Source organism: Oryzomicrobium sp. (genome assembly GCF_021287045.1).
Lineage (GTDB): Bacteria > Pseudomonadota > Gammaproteobacteria > Burkholderiales > Rhodocyclaceae > Oryzomicrobium.
Genome location: NZ_JAJTBG010000001.1, coordinates 297100 through 312614, shown reverse-complemented (window position 1 = coordinate 312614; position 15515 = coordinate 297100). Strand labels below are relative to the sequence as shown.

17 protein-coding genes are annotated in these 15515 nt (G+C 66.2%); 3 read left to right on the top strand and 14 right to left on the bottom strand.

Annotated elements, in window-relative coordinates; genetic code table 11:
• Positions 1–2 precede the first annotated feature (2 nt).
• From LWW89_RS01435 to flgB, 7 genes are all read right to left on the bottom strand, one after another.
• Positions 3–686, bottom strand: a complete 684-nt coding sequence (locus LWW89_RS01435) for a flagellar basal body L-ring protein FlgH (protein WP_293260001.1) — start codon at positions 684–686, stop codon at positions 3–5.
• 30 nt (positions 687–716) lie between these two features.
• Positions 717–1499, bottom strand: a complete 783-nt coding sequence (flgG, locus tag LWW89_RS01430) for a flagellar basal-body rod protein FlgG (protein ID WP_293259998.1) — start codon at positions 1497–1499, stop codon at positions 717–719.
• Positions 1500–1532: 33 nt separating this feature from the next.
• Entirely contained in the window at positions 1533–2276 is a 744-nt protein-coding gene (flgF, locus tag LWW89_RS01425; RefSeq protein ID WP_293259995.1) for a flagellar basal-body rod protein FlgF, read from the bottom strand.
• A gap of 53 nt (positions 2277–2329) precedes the next feature.
• Positions 2330–3667, bottom strand: coding sequence for a flagellar hook protein FlgE (gene flgE, locus LWW89_RS01420; protein ID WP_293259991.1), 1338 nt, complete (start codon positions 3665–3667; stop codon positions 2330–2332).
• Positions 3668–3737: 70 nt separating this feature from the next.
• Positions 3738–4415 carry a flagellar hook assembly protein FlgD gene (locus LWW89_RS01415; RefSeq protein WP_293259988.1) on the bottom strand — a complete coding sequence of 226 codons (678 nt, stop codon included), beginning with the start codon at positions 4413–4415 and terminating at the stop codon, positions 3738–3740.
• A gap of 36 nt (positions 4416–4451) precedes the next feature.
• Complete coding sequence (gene flgC, locus LWW89_RS01410; protein WP_293259985.1) at positions 4452–4859, bottom strand: flagellar basal body rod protein FlgC; 408 nt, start codon at positions 4857–4859, stop codon at positions 4452–4454.
• A gap of 35 nt (positions 4860–4894) precedes the next feature.
• Positions 4895–5311, bottom strand: a complete 417-nt coding sequence (flgB, locus tag LWW89_RS01405; protein ID WP_334158382.1) for a flagellar basal body rod protein FlgB — start codon at positions 5309–5311, stop codon at positions 4895–4897.
• A 214-nt stretch (positions 5312–5525) separates the two neighbouring features.
• Between flgB and flgA the strand changes: the two genes are divergently transcribed.
• The 3 genes from flgA (at position 5526) to LWW89_RS01390 (ending at position 7211) form a co-directional block, all read left to right on the top strand.
• Positions 5526–6221, top strand: a complete 696-nt coding sequence (gene flgA, locus LWW89_RS01400; protein ID WP_293259982.1) for a flagellar basal body P-ring formation chaperone FlgA — start codon at positions 5526–5528, stop codon at positions 6219–6221.
• A gap of 171 nt (positions 6222–6392) precedes the next feature.
• Positions 6393–6704, top strand: a complete 312-nt coding sequence (gene flgM / locus LWW89_RS01395) for a flagellar biosynthesis anti-sigma factor FlgM (RefSeq protein ID WP_293259979.1) — start codon at positions 6393–6395, stop codon at positions 6702–6704.
• Between the two features lie 9 nt (positions 6705–6713).
• Positions 6714–7211 carry a flagellar protein FlgN gene (locus LWW89_RS01390; protein ID WP_293259976.1) on the top strand — a complete coding sequence of 166 codons (498 nt, stop codon included), beginning with the start codon at positions 6714–6716 and terminating at the stop codon, positions 7209–7211.
• 132 nt (positions 7212–7343) lie between these two features.
• On the opposite strand, the gene motD is transcribed toward LWW89_RS01390, so the two are convergent.
• The 7 genes from motD to flhB are packed head-to-tail and all read right to left on the bottom strand — an operon-like array spanning position 7344 to position 15380.
• Positions 7344–8237, bottom strand: coding sequence for a flagellar motor protein MotD (gene motD / locus LWW89_RS01385; RefSeq protein ID WP_293259973.1), 894 nt, complete (start codon positions 8235–8237; stop codon positions 7344–7346).
• A gap of 4 nt (positions 8238–8241) precedes the next feature.
• Positions 8242–8982 (bottom strand): flagellar motor protein, encoded by a 741-nt coding sequence (locus tag LWW89_RS01380; protein WP_293259969.1) that lies wholly within the window; start codon positions 8980–8982, stop codon positions 8242–8244.
• Positions 8975–9724 (bottom strand): RNA polymerase sigma factor FliA, encoded by a 750-nt coding sequence (locus tag LWW89_RS01375; protein WP_293259967.1) that lies wholly within the window; start codon positions 9722–9724, stop codon positions 8975–8977. The genes LWW89_RS01380 and LWW89_RS01375 overlap by 8 nt, the downstream gene beginning before the upstream one ends.
• A gap of 15 nt (positions 9725–9739) precedes the next feature.
• Positions 9740–10627 carry a cellulose synthase operon protein YhjQ/BcsQ gene (locus tag LWW89_RS01370; RefSeq protein WP_293259964.1) on the bottom strand — a complete coding sequence of 296 codons (888 nt, stop codon included), beginning with the start codon at positions 10625–10627 and terminating at the stop codon, positions 9740–9742.
• Positions 10620–12137: a flagellar biosynthesis protein FlhF gene (flhF, locus tag LWW89_RS01365; RefSeq protein WP_293259961.1), complete on the bottom strand. Its 1518-nt coding sequence runs from the start codon at positions 12135–12137 to the stop codon at positions 10620–10622. Before flhF ends, LWW89_RS01370 begins: the two co-directional genes overlap by 8 nt.
• Entirely contained in the window at positions 12134–14221 is a 2088-nt protein-coding gene (gene flhA, locus LWW89_RS01360; protein WP_293259958.1) for a flagellar biosynthesis protein FlhA, read from the bottom strand. Before flhA ends, flhF begins: the two co-directional genes overlap by 4 nt.
• Positions 14214–15380, bottom strand: coding sequence for a flagellar biosynthesis protein FlhB (gene flhB / locus LWW89_RS01355; protein WP_293259955.1), 1167 nt, complete (start codon positions 15378–15380; stop codon positions 14214–14216). The genes flhA and flhB overlap by 8 nt, the downstream gene beginning before the upstream one ends.
• Positions 15381–15515: the final 135 nt, after the last annotated feature.

Below are 15515 nucleotides of genomic sequence, written 5' to 3'. Positions count from 1 at the left end.
ACTTAGAACGGCAATACGTTAAGGAAGAATCGTGCCAGCCAGCCCATGACCTGGGATTCGCTGATGCTGCCGGTTGATTTGTACTCGATCCGCGCATCGGCCACCTGGGACGAGGCGACGGTATTGTTGGTACCGACGAAGAGCGGGTTGATGACACCGGAAAGCCGCACGAACTCTTGCTGGGAGCCGATAGCGATCTGCTTCTCCCCGGAGACCAGAAGATTGCCGTTGGGCAACACCTCGATCACCGTGGCGGTGATGGTACCGGAGAACACGTTGGTGTTGTTGGATTGCCCCTGGCCGTTGAGCGCCGAGTTGGACGTGGCATTCAACCCCATACCCATCAGGCTCTTGCCTGGCAGGCCGTTCAGGGTCGGCACCGCCGCCTGGATGCTGCTGTCGCGGGTGGCCTTGGTGGCCTGGTTGGTGGAGGCGTTGGTGTTCTCGGTGATGCTGATGGTGATGGTGTCGCCGACGAAGCGGGCGCGCCGGTCCTCGAACAGGGGGCGGAAATTGGCGTTCTGGTAAATGCTGCCGTTGGCGGCAACAATTTCCGCCCGGGGCTGGGGCCGGGCCGTCATCGGCTGGTGGATGTTGGTGGGTGGCACCGAGGCGCAGCCGGCCAGGAGGGCCGCGACGCCGGCGGCGGCAAGCAGCAGGCCGCGGCGCAGGGTGGGCAGGTTCATGGCGTTCTTCCTTGTCGTGGCGATTCAGCCTTACAGCTGGGTCAGGCGGCCCAGCATCGCATCGGAGGTGGAGACGACCTTGGTGTTCATCTCGTAGGCGCGCTGGGTCTGGATCATGGTCACCAGTTCCTCGGCCACGTTCACGTTGGAGGTCTCGACGTAGTTCTGGTTGAGGCTGCCCAGGCCGTTGGTACCCGGGATGTTGGGCTGGGGGGCGCCGCTGGCGGCGGTTTCCTGGAACAGGTTCTCGCCGACGCTCTGCAAGCCGCCCGGGTTGATGAAGCTGGCCAGCTGAATCTGCCCCAGCTGCTGGGCGTTGGTCTGGCCCGGCAGGGTCACACTGACCACCCCGTCCTTGCCGACGGTCAGGGTCAGGGCGTTGGAGGGGATGGTGATGTTGGGTTGCAGCGGATAGCCGCTGGAGGTGACCAGCTGGCCCTGGTTGTCCTGCTGGAACGAGCCGTCCCGGGTGTAGGCGATGGTGCCGTCCGGCATCAGAATCTGGAAGAAACCGTTGCCGTTGATGGCCACGTCCATCGAATTACCGGTCTGCTGCAGGTTGCCCTGGGTGAAGATGCGGGCGGTGGACACGGGGCGCACGCCGGTGCCGATCTGCAAACCTGAGGGAATCTGGGTCTGCTGGGACGACTGGGCGCCGGGCTGGCGGACGGTCTGGTAGAGCAGATCCTCGAACACCGCGCGGGAACGCTTGAAGCCGTTGGTGCTGACGTTGGCCAAGTTGTTGGAAATCACGTCCAGCTGGGTCTGCTGGGCATCCAGGCCGGTCCGTGCAATCCAGAGTGAGCGGATCATCGGGGCATTCTTCCTAGTTGTTCATCGCGCCGGTCAGCTGGTCAGGCTGAGCAACTGGTCGGCGCTGCGGGCATTGGTATCGGCTTTTTGCAGCATCTGCACTTGCATCTCGAACTGCCGGGACAGGGAGATCAGGGTGACCATGCTGTCCACCACGTTCACGTTGCTCCCCTCCAGGGTTTCCGGGGCCAGGCGCACGTTCGGGTCGGCATCGGCCGGCTGGCCGTTCTTCAGGCGGAAGAAGCCGTCGGCGCCCCGTTCCAGGGTCGAGGGGTCCGGGTTCACCAGCTTGATCTGGCTGACCGAGTCGGTCACGTTGGGCGTGCCGAACTGGGGTACCACCGAAACCGTGCCGTCCGGAGCGACGGTCACCCGGTTGTCCGGCGGCACCGCGATCGGGCCGCTGGGCGAGAGCACCGGATAGCCGTCCGGCGTCTGCAACTGGCCGTTGGCGCTGACTTGCAGGTTGCCAGCCCGGGTATAGACCTCCTGGCCGTTGGGTGCCTGGACGGCGATCCAGCCCTGGCCCTGCACGGCCACGTCGAGGGCGCGGCCGGTGTAGCTGAGGGTGCCCTGGTCGAACACATCCTTGACCGAGGCATCCACTACGAAGGCCCGGGTGGGCACACCTTCGCCCTGCACCGGTACGGCGCGGAACTGGTGATCCTGGCTGCGGTAGCCCACGGTGGATGCGTTCGCCAGGTTGTTGGCCACGCCGGCCTGCCGCAGGAAGGCATGCTTGGCGCCGCTCATGGCCGTGTAGATGAGGCGATCCATGGAATCCGGTCAGGTCGGTGAGGTTGGCTACGGGTTACAGGTCAGGACGGCGATCAGCGCAGGTTGACCAGGGTGTTCATGATCGAATCCTGGGTCTTGATGGTCTGGGCGTTGGCCTGGTAGTTGCGCTGCTGGGTGATCATCGCCACCAGTTCGCCGGTCAGGTCCACGTTCGACTCTTCGATCGAGTTGGACTGGAGCACCCCCATGCTGCCGGTATTAGGCGTACCAATGGCCGGCTGGCCGGAGGCGGACGTCTGGGCCCACTGGTTGTTGCCCAGGCTGGTCAAACCGTTGGGGTTCTGGAAGTTGGCCATCACCACCTGGGCCAGGTTGCGGGCCTGGCCGTTGCTGTAGCGTCCCTGGACGATGCCGTCGGAACCCACCGACAGCCCCACCAGGCGACCCGAACTGTAACCGTCGGAAGTGACGGTATTGGTACCACTGGTGCTCCCGAACTGGGTCGTACCGGTGAAGTCGAGGCCAAACACCAGGGGGGTGGTGGCGCCGTTGGGCTTATTCACCCCGGCAGCGGTCAAGTCAGCGGTAATGCCCGCCAGGTTCACGCTCACTCCGGTGATCGGCATGGCGGTGGTGAGCTTGCCGTTGGTATCGAAGTTGAGGGTGATGGGGTTGCCGGCACCGGCCCCCAGGTTCACGTTGGAGAACTGGGTACCGTCCACGTTGGCATAGACCTGCCACTGCCCGGGCGTCGCCGTCTGCAGGAAGTAGTAGGTCATGGTGTGGGCATTGCCCAGGGAATCGTAGATCTGGGCCGGGGTCGAGTAGGTGTAGGACGTGGCGTTGACGGTCGCCAGCCCGGCAGGCCCCGGAGACACGGTAGGTGCCCAGGCGGTGCTCGGCACGAGGGAGCGGGAGTCCAGGTTGACCACCGCCTGGACGCCCTTGAAGCCGGTACCGGTACTGGCGCCGGTGGCCACCGGCGCTAGGTCGGTGGCGCTGATCTGGATTTCCTGGGGCGTGGTGGCGGCGATGTTGCCTGAAGCGTCGGCCAGGTAACCGGTCAGCTTGTAGTTCTGGTCGTTGACGATGAAGTTGCTGTTGTCGAGGTGGAACTGGCCGTTGCGGGTGTAGGTGATGGCCCCGTTCTGGCTCATGCGGAAGAAGCCGTTGCCGTTGATCGAGATATCGAGCGGGTTGTTGGTGGTGGTGATGTTGCCTTGGGTGAACTGCTGGACCACCGCCGCCAGCGAGGTGCCGATCCCCACCTGCATCGCACCGCCCCCGTTGAGGGCGTTGGCATAGACATCGGCGAAGTGGGCATTTGCCGCCTTGAAGCCGACCGTGCTCGCGTTGGCAACGTTGTTGCCGATCACATCCAGCGCCTTGGACGAGGCGGCGAGTCCACTCAAGCCTTGTTGGAATGCCATGTTCTAACTCCTGACTGATCGTTTTTACCGGGCTGCCGGCGTTTTTTGCCGGTCTGGACGGGCTCGGGGCTTAGAGAATCTGGCGGACGTCGGAGAACGCCACCTGCTGGCTGCCCAGATCCAGATTGAAGCCGGTACTGGTGCGAACCAATGCAGTTACCGTGCCAAGCTGCAGCGCAGTGGCCTTCACGGCGGTGCCGTTCTTGGAAGCCGTCACGTCGAAGGTGTAGTTGCCCTGGGGCATCGCCGTGCCGTCGGCCCCCTTGCCGTCCCAGATGAAGGCGAAGCTGCCGGCGGCGTTGGCGCCCAATTCCTCGGTCGCCACGACCTGACCGGTAGAGTCCTTGATATTGACCATCACCTTGTCGGCGGCGCTGCCCAGCTCGATCCCGGCCAGCCCACCCTTTTCGCCCAGCGCCAGGGTGTTGCCGCTGGTCAGCACGTTCTTGCCGAGCAGGGCCGCGCTCTGCACCCCCTGGGCGTCCGCGAAGGACGACATCATCTGCGCCATGGTGGTGTTGAGCTTCTCGATGCCGCTGACGGTGTTGATCTGGGCCAACTGGGACGTCATCTGGGCGTTATCCATGGGGTTGAGCGGATCCTGGTTCTGCAGCTGGGTGGTGAGCAGCTTGAGGAACGTGGTCTGCATGTCGGAAGCGGTCGTGCTGGACCCGGACGATCCGGACGAACTCGACGAGCCGCTTTTGTACGCAGCCAGGGGATCGGTGGAGGACTGGACGGTGGACATGGTGGTCTCCTACGTAACAGGGTATGGATGCGCGGCTTACTGGCCGAGATTGAGAGTGCGCATCAGCAGAGTCTTGGCGGTATTCATGACTTCCGCGTTGGTCTGGTAGGACCGGGAGGCGGAAATCATGTTGGTCATTTCCTCGACCACGTCCACGTTGGGCATGGTCACGTAGCCGTCGGCGTTGGCCGCCGGGCTGCGGGGGTCGTAGATCAGGCGGCCCGGGGCGGCGCTTTCCACCACCTGCTGCACCTTGACCCCCATGGAGGCCTGAGTGGAGCCCATCGGCACCGCTTCGAACACCACCTGCTTGGCCCGGTAGGGCTGGCCGTTGGCCGAGACCATGGAGTCGGCGTTGGCCAGGTTGCTGGCCACGGTGTTCAGGCGCATGGACTGGGCGGTCAGGGCGCTGCCGGCGATATTGAAGACGCTCAACATGCTCATGGTGATTATTCCTGTTCGTTGGCGGGCGCCGAAGGTCAGCCGTTGTTGCTCTGGATCGCCGACTGCATGGTGCGGAACTGGCCGGAGATGAAGGTCACGGCGGCTTCGTAGTGCAGGGCGTTGTCGGTGAAGGAGGCCCGTTCGGTGTCCATGTCCACCGTGTTGCCGTCCACGCTCGACTGCACGTCGCGGCGGTAGAGCACCGGGAAGGGCGACGGGCTGCCGGTGCCGGACAAGTGGCGAGTGTTGGTGCGGGCCAGATCGACGCCGCTATCCTGGCTCTTGCCGGCCACCGCATCGGCGAACACCGACTGGAAATCGATGTCCCGGGCCTTGTAGTTGGGGGTGTCCGCGTTGGCGATGTTGGCCGCCAGGATCTGCTGGCGCTGGGAGCGCACGCCGAGCGCCTGGCGCTGGACGTTGATGAGCTGATCGAGTTTGCTGGCCACCACGGGAAACCTCGCTGGAGAAGACTGGCTTTTCCTTAGCGGATTTCATGCCAACTCCCTTCTTGCTCCGCCAGCCCCGGGAAACGCCGTGCAGGGCCGGGGTCACGGCCCGGGCGATGCCGCCGGCACCGCTCCTACCCATGCCATCCGGCAAGTTTTGCCGGGGGCCCGCCCCTGGGGCACAATAGCCCTGCCCCGCCACTCCGATGCCGATCCCATGCCTCGTCTGCTCGCCCCGCTGCTCGTCTTCCTGTTAACCCTGGCATCCCTGCCGGGACATGCCCAGGGCAACGGGGTGGAGGCCGTGGTGTACAACGCGGTGGACCGCTTCCTGGCAACCCAGACCCAGGGGTTGCCCGGCCGGGTCAGCAGCAGCATCGGCACCCTGGACCCGCGTACCCAACTCACCCCCTGCCCTGCCGTCGAGGCTTTCCTGCCCAACGGCGCCCGGCTGTGGGGGCGCTCCACCGTGGGCGTGCGCTGCAACGCGCCGGCCGGCTGGACCGTGTTCGTGCCGGTCACCGTCAGCGTGATGGGCAATTACCTGGTATCGGCCCGCCCCCTGGCCCCCAACCAGCCCCTCCAGGCCGCCGACGTGGCCCTGGCCAGCGGCGACCTGGCCACCCTGCCGGCCGGGGTAGTCACCGATACCGGGCAACTAGTGGGCAAAAGCCTGCGCAACGCCATCGCCGCCGGCCAGCCGATCCGGGCCGACCAGTTGATCGCACCGCTGGTGGTGCGCCAGGGCCAACCAGTCAAGCTGGTGTCCCAGGGGGCCGGCTTCTCGGTGAGCGCCGAGGGCACCGCCCTGTCGAACGCAGCAGAAGGCCAACCCGCCCAGGTGCGCACAGCCAATGGCCAGACCGTCAGCGGCACCGCCCGTGCCGGCGGGATCGTCGAAGTCAGCTTTTAACGCCCCGTTCCCGCCCGCTGTGGGTGAAATCGGCTACAATTCAAGCGGATGCATCTGCTTGATGCCCGGGCCCGGCAATGCGATTTGCAAAACGGCATAACAAAGGGCCTCAAGTTTCTCGCCGTTGTGCCGATAGAAGGATTTGCTAGGAAACTATTTCAGAGGCCCATCGTGAAAATCTCACCCTCTGCCACCCCACCGGCCAGTACCACCGGCAGCTACGCAGCCGGCGACGCGCGCGTCCGGCAGCAAACCCGTACCGAGGAAGCGCCGTCCGGCGAGGATGTGCGCGTCAGCCTGTCCCGCAGTGAAGAGGCCGCCAGCAGCGACAGCCCCTTCGACGCCGGCCGGGTGGCCGCTATCCGCCAGGCCATCAGCGAAGGCCGCTTCTCCATCAATTCCGGCGCCATTGCCGACCGCCTGCTCGCCACCGCGCGGGAACTGGTCCAGGGCAGCCCGGAACGGGCCGGCCGTCAGGCCTGATCAGTCCGAATGGCTACTGCCACGCCTCCCGCAGCCGCCACACCAGGTGAATTCGCTGCCCTGCTGAGTCAGGAGGAGTCGGCCATCGGCCAGTTCGTCACCTTGCTGCAACAGGAGCAGGCCGCCCTCACCGCCGGCCAGGTCGACAGTCTGGACGCCCTGGTGGCCGCCAAGAACCCCCTGGTCCAGCAACTCAACCGCATCGCCGATGAACGCCGCTACCTGCTCCAGGTCGCCGGCTTCACCAATGACCGCGCCGGTTTCCACGGTTACCTGGAAGCTCACGGTACCGCGGAGATGCGCGCCGCCTGGGAACGCCTGCAATCCCTCGCCCACCAGGCCCAGGAATTGAATGGGCTCAACGGCCAGTTGATCTCCCAACGTCTGCAGGGGGCCAGCGGCGCCCTCCAGGTGCTCCTCCAGCGGCACCAGGCCGGTAGCGGTGTCTATGGTCCCGACGGCCAGAAGCAGGCCGGCACCGGCAGCCGCCTGATCGATTCGGTCTGAATTCGATCTGAACGGCGGCAGCGCAAGCGACCGGCGGCGATACTAGATGCCCCAACGGAAACGCCCTCTTGCGAGGGCGTTGTCATTTGCGCTGCTCCCCGGGGCCTCCGACCGCCCCGGATTCTCTCGATTTCAGCGCCCCGGTTGCCCCCCTCCTCCGCCCAGGGCGGCCCCCACCGCCGAAGCGGCGGCAGGCGAAGTGGCCACACCGCCACGGCCGGCCACGGCAGCGGCCTGGGGCTGCTCCGGTGGCGGAGCCAGGGGAGGCGCCTCCGGTTCGAGCGGGATGGCCGACTCGATCAGGATCGAGACGCGTCGGTTGCGCGCCCGGCCTTCCAGGCTGTCATTGCTTTCCACCGGCCGGTGCTCGCCGTAGCCGATGGCGGTGAGGCGCTGCGGCGACACTCCGGCATCGACGAACAGGCGCAGCACCGTGGTGGCCCGCACCGCCGACAGTTCCCAGTTGGAGGGGTACTGGGAGGTGCGGATGGGCACGTTGTCGGTATGCCCCTCGATCACGATGGGGAATTCGGTGGGCGCCAGCACCTCGCCGACCATGCGCAGGGCCTGGACCGAGGTCGTTTCCAGCTGGGCCTGGCCGGGCGAGAAGAGGACGCTGTCGGCGATCTCGATGGTCACGCCCTTGTCGGTTTCCACCAGGCGCACCTTGCCCTGGCGCACCAGGGGGGCCAACACGCGAAAGATGTCCTGGGCCACATTGCGCATCTTCTCGCGCTGGGCCTGGCGACGCGCCTCGCTCTTGGGGTCCTGCTGCACCACGATCTGCTTGACCGCCGCATTGGGCGTGGTAACCACCTGCATCTGCCCGGCCCCGACGATCTGCACGTTGCGGAAGGCCGACACCAGGGAATCGGACAACACCCGGTACTTGCCTTCGTTCACCGAGGAAATGGCGTACATCACCACGAAGAAGGCGAACAGCAGGGTGATGAAGTCGGCGTAGGAGACGAGCCAGCGCTCCAGGTTCTCGTGCTCGTCCTCGTGGCCGCGCCGACGCTTCGCCATGAAATCAGCCCAGGTAGCCGCGCATGCGGCCTTCGATGATGCGCGGGTTGTCGCCGTTGGCGATGCCCACCAGGCCGTCCACGAACATTTCCCGGGCGGTGACCAGGCGGCCCGCGTAGGCCAGCAGCTTCTTGGACATGGGGATCAGCACCAGGTTGGCCAGCCCCACGCCGTAGATGGTGGCGACGAATGCCACGGCGATGCCCGCCCCCAGCTTGGAGGGATCGGTCAGGTTTTCCATGACGTGGATGAGGCCCATAACCGCGCCAAGGATGCCGATGGTGGGCGAATAACCGCCGGCGGATTCCCACACCTTGGCGGCCTGCTTGAGATCGCTCTCGTAGGCGCCGATCTCCACCTCGAGCACTTCCCGCAGGCGTTCCGGCTCCGCGCCATCCACCAGCAATTGCAGACCCTTGCGGTAAAAGGGATCGGTCTGGGCGGCAATGAAACCTTCCAGCGCCAGCAGGCCCTCGCGGCGGGAAATCTGGCTCCAATTGGCCACCTGGTCGATCAGTCGCTTGGTTTCCACCTGGGGCGGCAGGACCACCCACTTGAGCATGCGCAGGGCGCGGGTGAAGGTGGCCGACGGGCTTTGCAGCAGGATGGCCCCGAGCGTGCCGCCGATCACGATGACAAAGGCGGTGGGCTGCAACAGGGAGCCGATGTGCCCCCCTTCGAAAATCTGTCCTCCGACGATGGCAGTGAGGCCCACCACCAGGCCGATCAGGCTGATCTTATCCATGACGCCCCTTCTTGGTCTTCTTCACTTTTCCCTCCTCGCCCAGCACCCGGGCGCGCAGCCGGGCGATGGCCTGGCTGTGCAGCTGGCAGACCCGGGATTCGGTCACGCCGAGGACTTCGCCGATCTCGCGCAGGTTGAGCTCTTCTTCGTAGTACAGGGCCATCACCAGTTTTTCGCGCTCGGGCAGGGCATCGATCCCTGCCACCAGCGTCTGGCGCAGCCCCTGATCCTCCAGCCGGCGCAAGGGATCATCGTCTTCGCTGCCGGCATGGCGGTCGAGAAACGATTCGCCCTCTTCGTCGGAGAAATCCTCGAAATAGAGAATCTGGTGACCCCGGGCGTCGAGCAGTAGCCGTTGGTAGTCCGCCAGAGGCATTTCCAGGGAATCGGCCAGTTCCTGCTCGGTAGGCGGGCGGCCATTGGCATGCTCGAGCCGATGCACCGCCTGCTCCACGCGCCGCAGCTCGCGCCGCAGCCCCCGGGGCAACCAGTCGTTTTCGCGCAAGCCGTCCAGCATTGCACCGCGGATGCGCTGGGTGGCGTAGGTCTCGAACTGGGCGCCCATGCCGCTTTCGAAGCGGGTCATGGCGTCCAGCAGACCGATCATGCCATTCTGGACCAGGTCATCCACCAACACGCTGGCCGGCAAGCGCGCCATCAGGTGATGGGCGATGCGTTTGACGAGCGGGGCGTAATGCTGGATCAGCTGCTCCCTATCAAGCTGTCCGGCAGGGGTATACATCGGCTCTGGTACTGGCTATCCGGCAAGGACAGCGGTTAGCGTTATTTGTTGGCTCAAGTGTAACAGCTGTTGGGTGAACTGTCCGAGTCCCCCCGGCCCCTGAGAATCGGCCACTGGCCAGGACATCAGGTCGGCCGCCAGCATCCTGAGAGCATAGGACACCGGGCTATCCGGATAGGCGGCGATCACCGGCTGGGCCAACCGCACCGCCCGGCGCAGGGCCTCGTCGTGGGGCAGGGTCGCGGCCAGGTCCACCCGCACACCGAGCCGGCTGGCCGCCACCTGGGCCATGTTGTCGAAAATGGCGGCAGCTTCCTCGGGCAGGCGGATGTTGTTGAGCAGCACCCGGAAGTGGCGCCGGCCGTAGGACTGGCTGAGGCGCTTGATCAGGGCATAGGCCTCGGTGATGGCCGCGGTATCGCCCGACACCACCACCAGGGTCTCGCCCGCCGCCAGCCCCAGGGGGGAAACGCCGGACGGGGTTGGGGCGCCGTCCACCAGGATCACGTCCACCGGCCGGTCGATCCCCGCCAGGGTGTCGGCCAGGGCCCGCTGTTGGGCCGGCGTGGCGGCGGCCATGGCGCGCATCGCCTGGGCCACCGGCAGCAGGGTCACCCCCGGCGCCACCGGCAGCAACGCCTCGGCCAGGGTACAGCGGCCGCGCAGCACATCGAGCAGATCGGCCCGGGGCATGGCGCCGAACAAGGCGGCTACCGATTTTTCGCCGTTCTCGTCGAGGATCAGCACCTCCTGGCCCTGGCGCCCCAGGGTGGCGGCCAACTGGGCTAGGACGACGCTGCGGCCAACGCCGGTGCGGCCGGCGATGCAATTGACCACCCGCACCGTTTCCTGGCCGAAGATGCGGCGCAGCCCCGCCGCCTGGTCGGCATAGAACTCAGCCATGGCTGCCTCCGGAACTGGGCAGGCCGGCATTGGCCATTACCAGGGTCGGTTCGAGCCCTGCGTAACGGTGGGGCGAATCGCCGGGCACGTCGCGGAAGGCGCGGTGCAGCAGGTAGGTGCGGTTGGGCAGGTGCAGGTCTTCCGGCACCCGCTGGCCGTTGGAAACGTAGTGCAGCGACAGGCCATGGCGGATCACCGTGTCCAGGGCCGAGGCCAGGCTGGCCGCCTCATCCACCTTGGTCAGGATGCACCCGGCCAGACCGTCGCCGGGCTGGTCGCCCCGGTAGGCACGGATCACGTCGTCCAGGGTGTCGCCCTTGCTGGTGGCGGACAGCAACAGCAGGCGGCGCACGCTACCGCCGGAAACCAGCATGGCGATCTGCTCCTGGACGTGCTTGTCCTTTTGGCTCATACCCATGGTGTCGATCAGCACCATGTGCTTGTGGGACAGCTCGGCCAGGGTCTGGCGCAGATCGGAAGCGTCGCGCACCAGGTGCACCGACACCCCCAGGATGCGGCCGTAGATGCGCAGTTGCTCGTGGGCGCCGATCCGGTAGCCGTCGGTGGTCACCAGGGCTACCTTGGCGGCGCCGTGGCGCACCACGCAGCGGGCCGCCAGCTTAGCGGTGGTGGTGGTCTTCCCCACACCGGTAGGGCCGACCAGGGCATAGACGCCGCCCTGCTCGATGATGTCGGCGTCCGAAGCCAGGGTCATCAGGGAACGGTCCGCCGCCCCTTTCACCCAGATCATGGCCTGGGCCGCATCCAGCCCTTCGGGCAGGCCGGAGAGCAGCTCCCGGGCGAATCCGGGCGAAAACCCGGCATCGAGCAACTGGGCCAGGACCTGGGTCTTGCCCGGCTCGTGGCGCCCCGTCTCGGCCCAGCTGAAGCCAGCCAGGTGCTGTTCCACCACCTTGCGCAGGGCTCGCAGTTCGTCCATCACCGCCTGGGAAACGCCTGGCTCCTCGGCGCGTGGTAGGGGCTCGGGGCGAAGGGAACGGCGGGGTTCCGCGGCGATGGCCGCAGGCCGCTCCATGGCCGGCGGCGCCATCGGAGGCGCAGGCGGCGGAACAATGCCACGGGGCGCGGCCACCTCCTGCCGCACCTGGCGAAACGGGGCATAGCCGGCCTCGGCAGCGGGGCGCGGCAAGGGGGCGGGACGCTGTTCCGGCGGCGGAGCCATGCCGCCGGCCAGGTCGGCCAGGGGCATCGGCGTCGGACGGACCGGCGCCTGGGCAGCGGCAGCGCGCGCCGCGCTCAGACTGACGGAATAATCGTCGCCGTCGTCGCTGCGGGCGGCAGGCAGCCGGGGAGCGACCGGCACCGGCCCCTGCTCGTCGCGGGACGGGCCGGGGGCGATGGCCGCCATGTCCCGGGCGGCGACCGCCATGATCTCGACACCGCCGGCCACGCCCCGGTTGGACAGGATGATGGCGTCGGCGCCCAGGGTCTCCTTGACCTTGCGCAGCGCCTCCCGGGCGTTGACGGCGATGAATTTCTTGACGTTCATGACCTACCTCCGATGATCGAGGTCACTTTGATGATCTTCGTTTCGGGTACTTCCGCGTGGGCAATCACCTTGAGCTGGGGCACCGAACGACGGAGGAAGCGGGACAACAGGGCGCGGATGCTGCCGGGAACCAGCAGCACCGCCGGCAGACCGAGCTCTTCCTGGCGCTGCGCCGCTGCAGCGGTTTCGCGCACCAGGGTGTCGGCCAGGCCCGGCTCGATGGTGGCGCCGTCGCCGGAGCCGGACACGGCCTGGACCAGAATGCGCTCCAGCTGGGGGTCCAGGGCCATGACCTGCATGTCGGCGTTGCCCGGATAGAGCTGCTGGATGATGGCACGGCCCATGGATTGGCGCACCTGGGCGGTGAGGGCCTCGGCATCGGCGTTGCGCGGCGCATGCTCGGCCAGGGTCTCGAGGATGGTGCGCATGTCGCGGATGGCGATGCCTTCTTCGAGCAGGTTCTGCAGCACCTTTTGCAGGGTTCCCAAGGGGATGAGTTTGGGCACCAGGTCTTCGGTGAGCTTGGGGGCTTCCTTGCCGACGTAATCCACCAGGGCCTGGGTCTCCTGGCGGCCGAGCAACTCTGCGGCATGGGACATGATCAGGTGGTTGAGGTGGGTGGCCACCACGGTGCTGGAATCGACGACGGTGTAGCCGAAGGCCTGGGCCTGGTCCTTGAGGGCGGCCTCGACCCACACCGCCGGCAGGCCGAAGGCCGGGTCGATGGTCTTGTTGCCGCTGATCTCGGCGGCCACCCGGCCCGGGTTGATGGCCAGAAACTGGCCCGGATAGGCGTCCCCACCGCCGATTTCCACCCCCTTGAGCTGGATGCGGTAGGCGTTGGGCTTGAGCTCCAGGTTGTCGCGGATATGCACCGAGGGGACCAGGAAGCCGATTTCCTGGGCGAATTTCTTGCGGATGCCGCGGATGCGCTTGAGCAGCTCGCCGTCCTGGTTCTTGTCCACCAGCGGGATCAGGCGGTAACCCACCTCCAGGCCGAGCACATCCACCGGCAGCACGTCGCTCCAAGTGGCCTCCTGGGCTTCCTGGGGCGGTTTAGCCTGGACCGGCACCGGCTTGGCCTTGGCCACCTCGGCGGTTTGCTTCGACAAGCGCCATGAGTAGTAGCCCAGGGTGCCGGCAAAGAGCAGGAAGACCAGGTTGGGCATGCCCGGGATGATCCCCAGGCCGCCGACGATCACCGCCGTCACGCCCATCACCCGGCTGTTGGAGAGGAGCTGGGTGAGGAACTGCTGGGCGATCGGCTCGTTGTCGCCGACCCGGGTCACCACCATGCCGGCGGCGATCGAGATCATCAGGGCGGGAATCTGGGCCACCAGGCCGTCGCCGATGGTCAGCAGCACGTACTGCTTGGCGGCGGTGCCGGCATCCATGTTGTGCTGGAGCACGCCGATGACCAGGCCGCCGACCACGTTGATGAGCATGATGACGATGCCGGCCACCGCGTCGCCGCGCACGAACTTGGACGAGCCGTCCATGGAGCCGTAGAAGTCGGCCTCGGTGGCGATCTCGGTACGGCGCTTGCGCGCCTCGTCCTCGCCGATCAGGCCGGCGTTGAGGTCGGCGTCGATGGCCATCTGCTTGCCGGGCATGGCGTCGAGGGTGAAGCGGGCCGACACTTCGGCCACCCGGCCGGCGCCCTTGGTGATCACCACGAAGTTGATCACCACCAGGATGAGGAAGACGATCAGGCCGATGGCGTAGTTGCCGCCCACCAGGAAGTGGCCGAAGGCCTCGATCACCTTGCCGGCGGCATCCGGCCCCTCGTGGCCGTGCAGCAGCACCACCCGGGTGGAGGCCACGTTGAGCGACAGGCGCAGCAGGGTGGTGACCAGCAGCAGGGTCGGGAAGACCGAGAAATCCAGAGGCTTCTGGGTGTTGATGGCGGCCAGCAGGACAATGATCGACAGAGCAATGTTGAAGGTGAACAACACGTCCAGGGCGAAGGCGGGCAGCGGCAGCACCATCATCGCCAGGATCATCAGGATGAGGATCGGCCCCGCCAGCTGCTGGGGCGAGAGGCGGCTGAACAAGCCGCGCAGGACGGCGCTGGCTTCAGCCATTCAACGCTCCCGCCAGGGCCGGCTCTTCAGGCGCCGGCGGCACCAGTTCGGGCGGCACCGGCAGATCCCGGGGCGGCACCGGATAGTCGCCCCCCTCGCTGCGGTAGCGGCGCAGCTGGTAGACGTAGGCCAGCACCTCGGCCACGGCGGTATACAGGTCGCCGGGGATTTCCGCCTCCAGCTCCACATGCTTGTACAGGGCCCGGGCCAGGGGCGGGGCTTCGAGGAACGGCACGCCGTTCTCGGCGCCGATCTCGCGGATCTTCAGGGCCAGCACGCCCAGACCCTTGGCCACTACCTTGGGGGCCTTCATGCCGGCCTGGTAGGCCAGGGCCACGGCGAAGTGGGTGGGGTTGGTGACGATCACGTCGGCCTTGGGAATTGCGGACATCATCCGTTTGCGCGCGGCTTCACGCATCAGCTGGCGGATGCGGCCCTTGACCTCGGGGCTACCCTCCATCTCCTTCATTTCCTGCTTGACCTCTTCCTTGGTCATCTTCAGCTTGTCGTAGTACTGCCACAGCTGGAAGGGCACGTCCGCCGCCACGATCAGGACCATGGCCGAGGCAATCACCAGGAAGCTCCAGGCCATCAGGTGGCCGGCGTCGGCCAGGCCGGATTCCAGGGGCTGGGACGCCAGGCCGAGCAACTGGTCGATCTCGCGCCAGATCACCCAGATCGCCACACCGCCCACCAGGCCCGCCTTGACCACGGCCTTGAGCAGTTCCACCAGGCCGTTCCAGGAAAAGATGCGCCCGATTCCGTTCATCGGGTTGAGGCGATTGAACCGGGGCGAGAAGGCCTGGGCCGAGAAATGCCAAGCGTTGAGGAAAACCGGGGAGGCAAGGGCGGCAACGATCAGCACCAGGAACAGGGGCCACAGGGCGAACACCGCATCGGTGGCCACATCGGCCAGACGCATCACCAGGACGTTGGAATCGGTGGCGAGCTGGCGGTCCCAGGCGAAACCCTTCTTGAACACCCGGAGCATGCGATCCACGAAATAGCCGCCCAGGGTCCACATCACGGCGGCGCCGGCGATAAGGACGAGAAAAGCGCCCAGTTCGCGAGACTGGGGAACCTGGCCCTCTTCCCGGGCCTTTTCGAGCCGTCTGCCTGTTGGCTGCTCTGTTCGTTCGAGATCGCTGTCTTCAGCCATACCGGGTGCGCTTTACGTTGGCCGTATTATAGAAAAATCCAGAAAAATTAAATAGCTAACCAATTCATTTTCATGTCGTTTTTAAAGTTTTCCAGCCTGTCAAGCCTGCAACTCAATCCCGACGCGATACCGTAG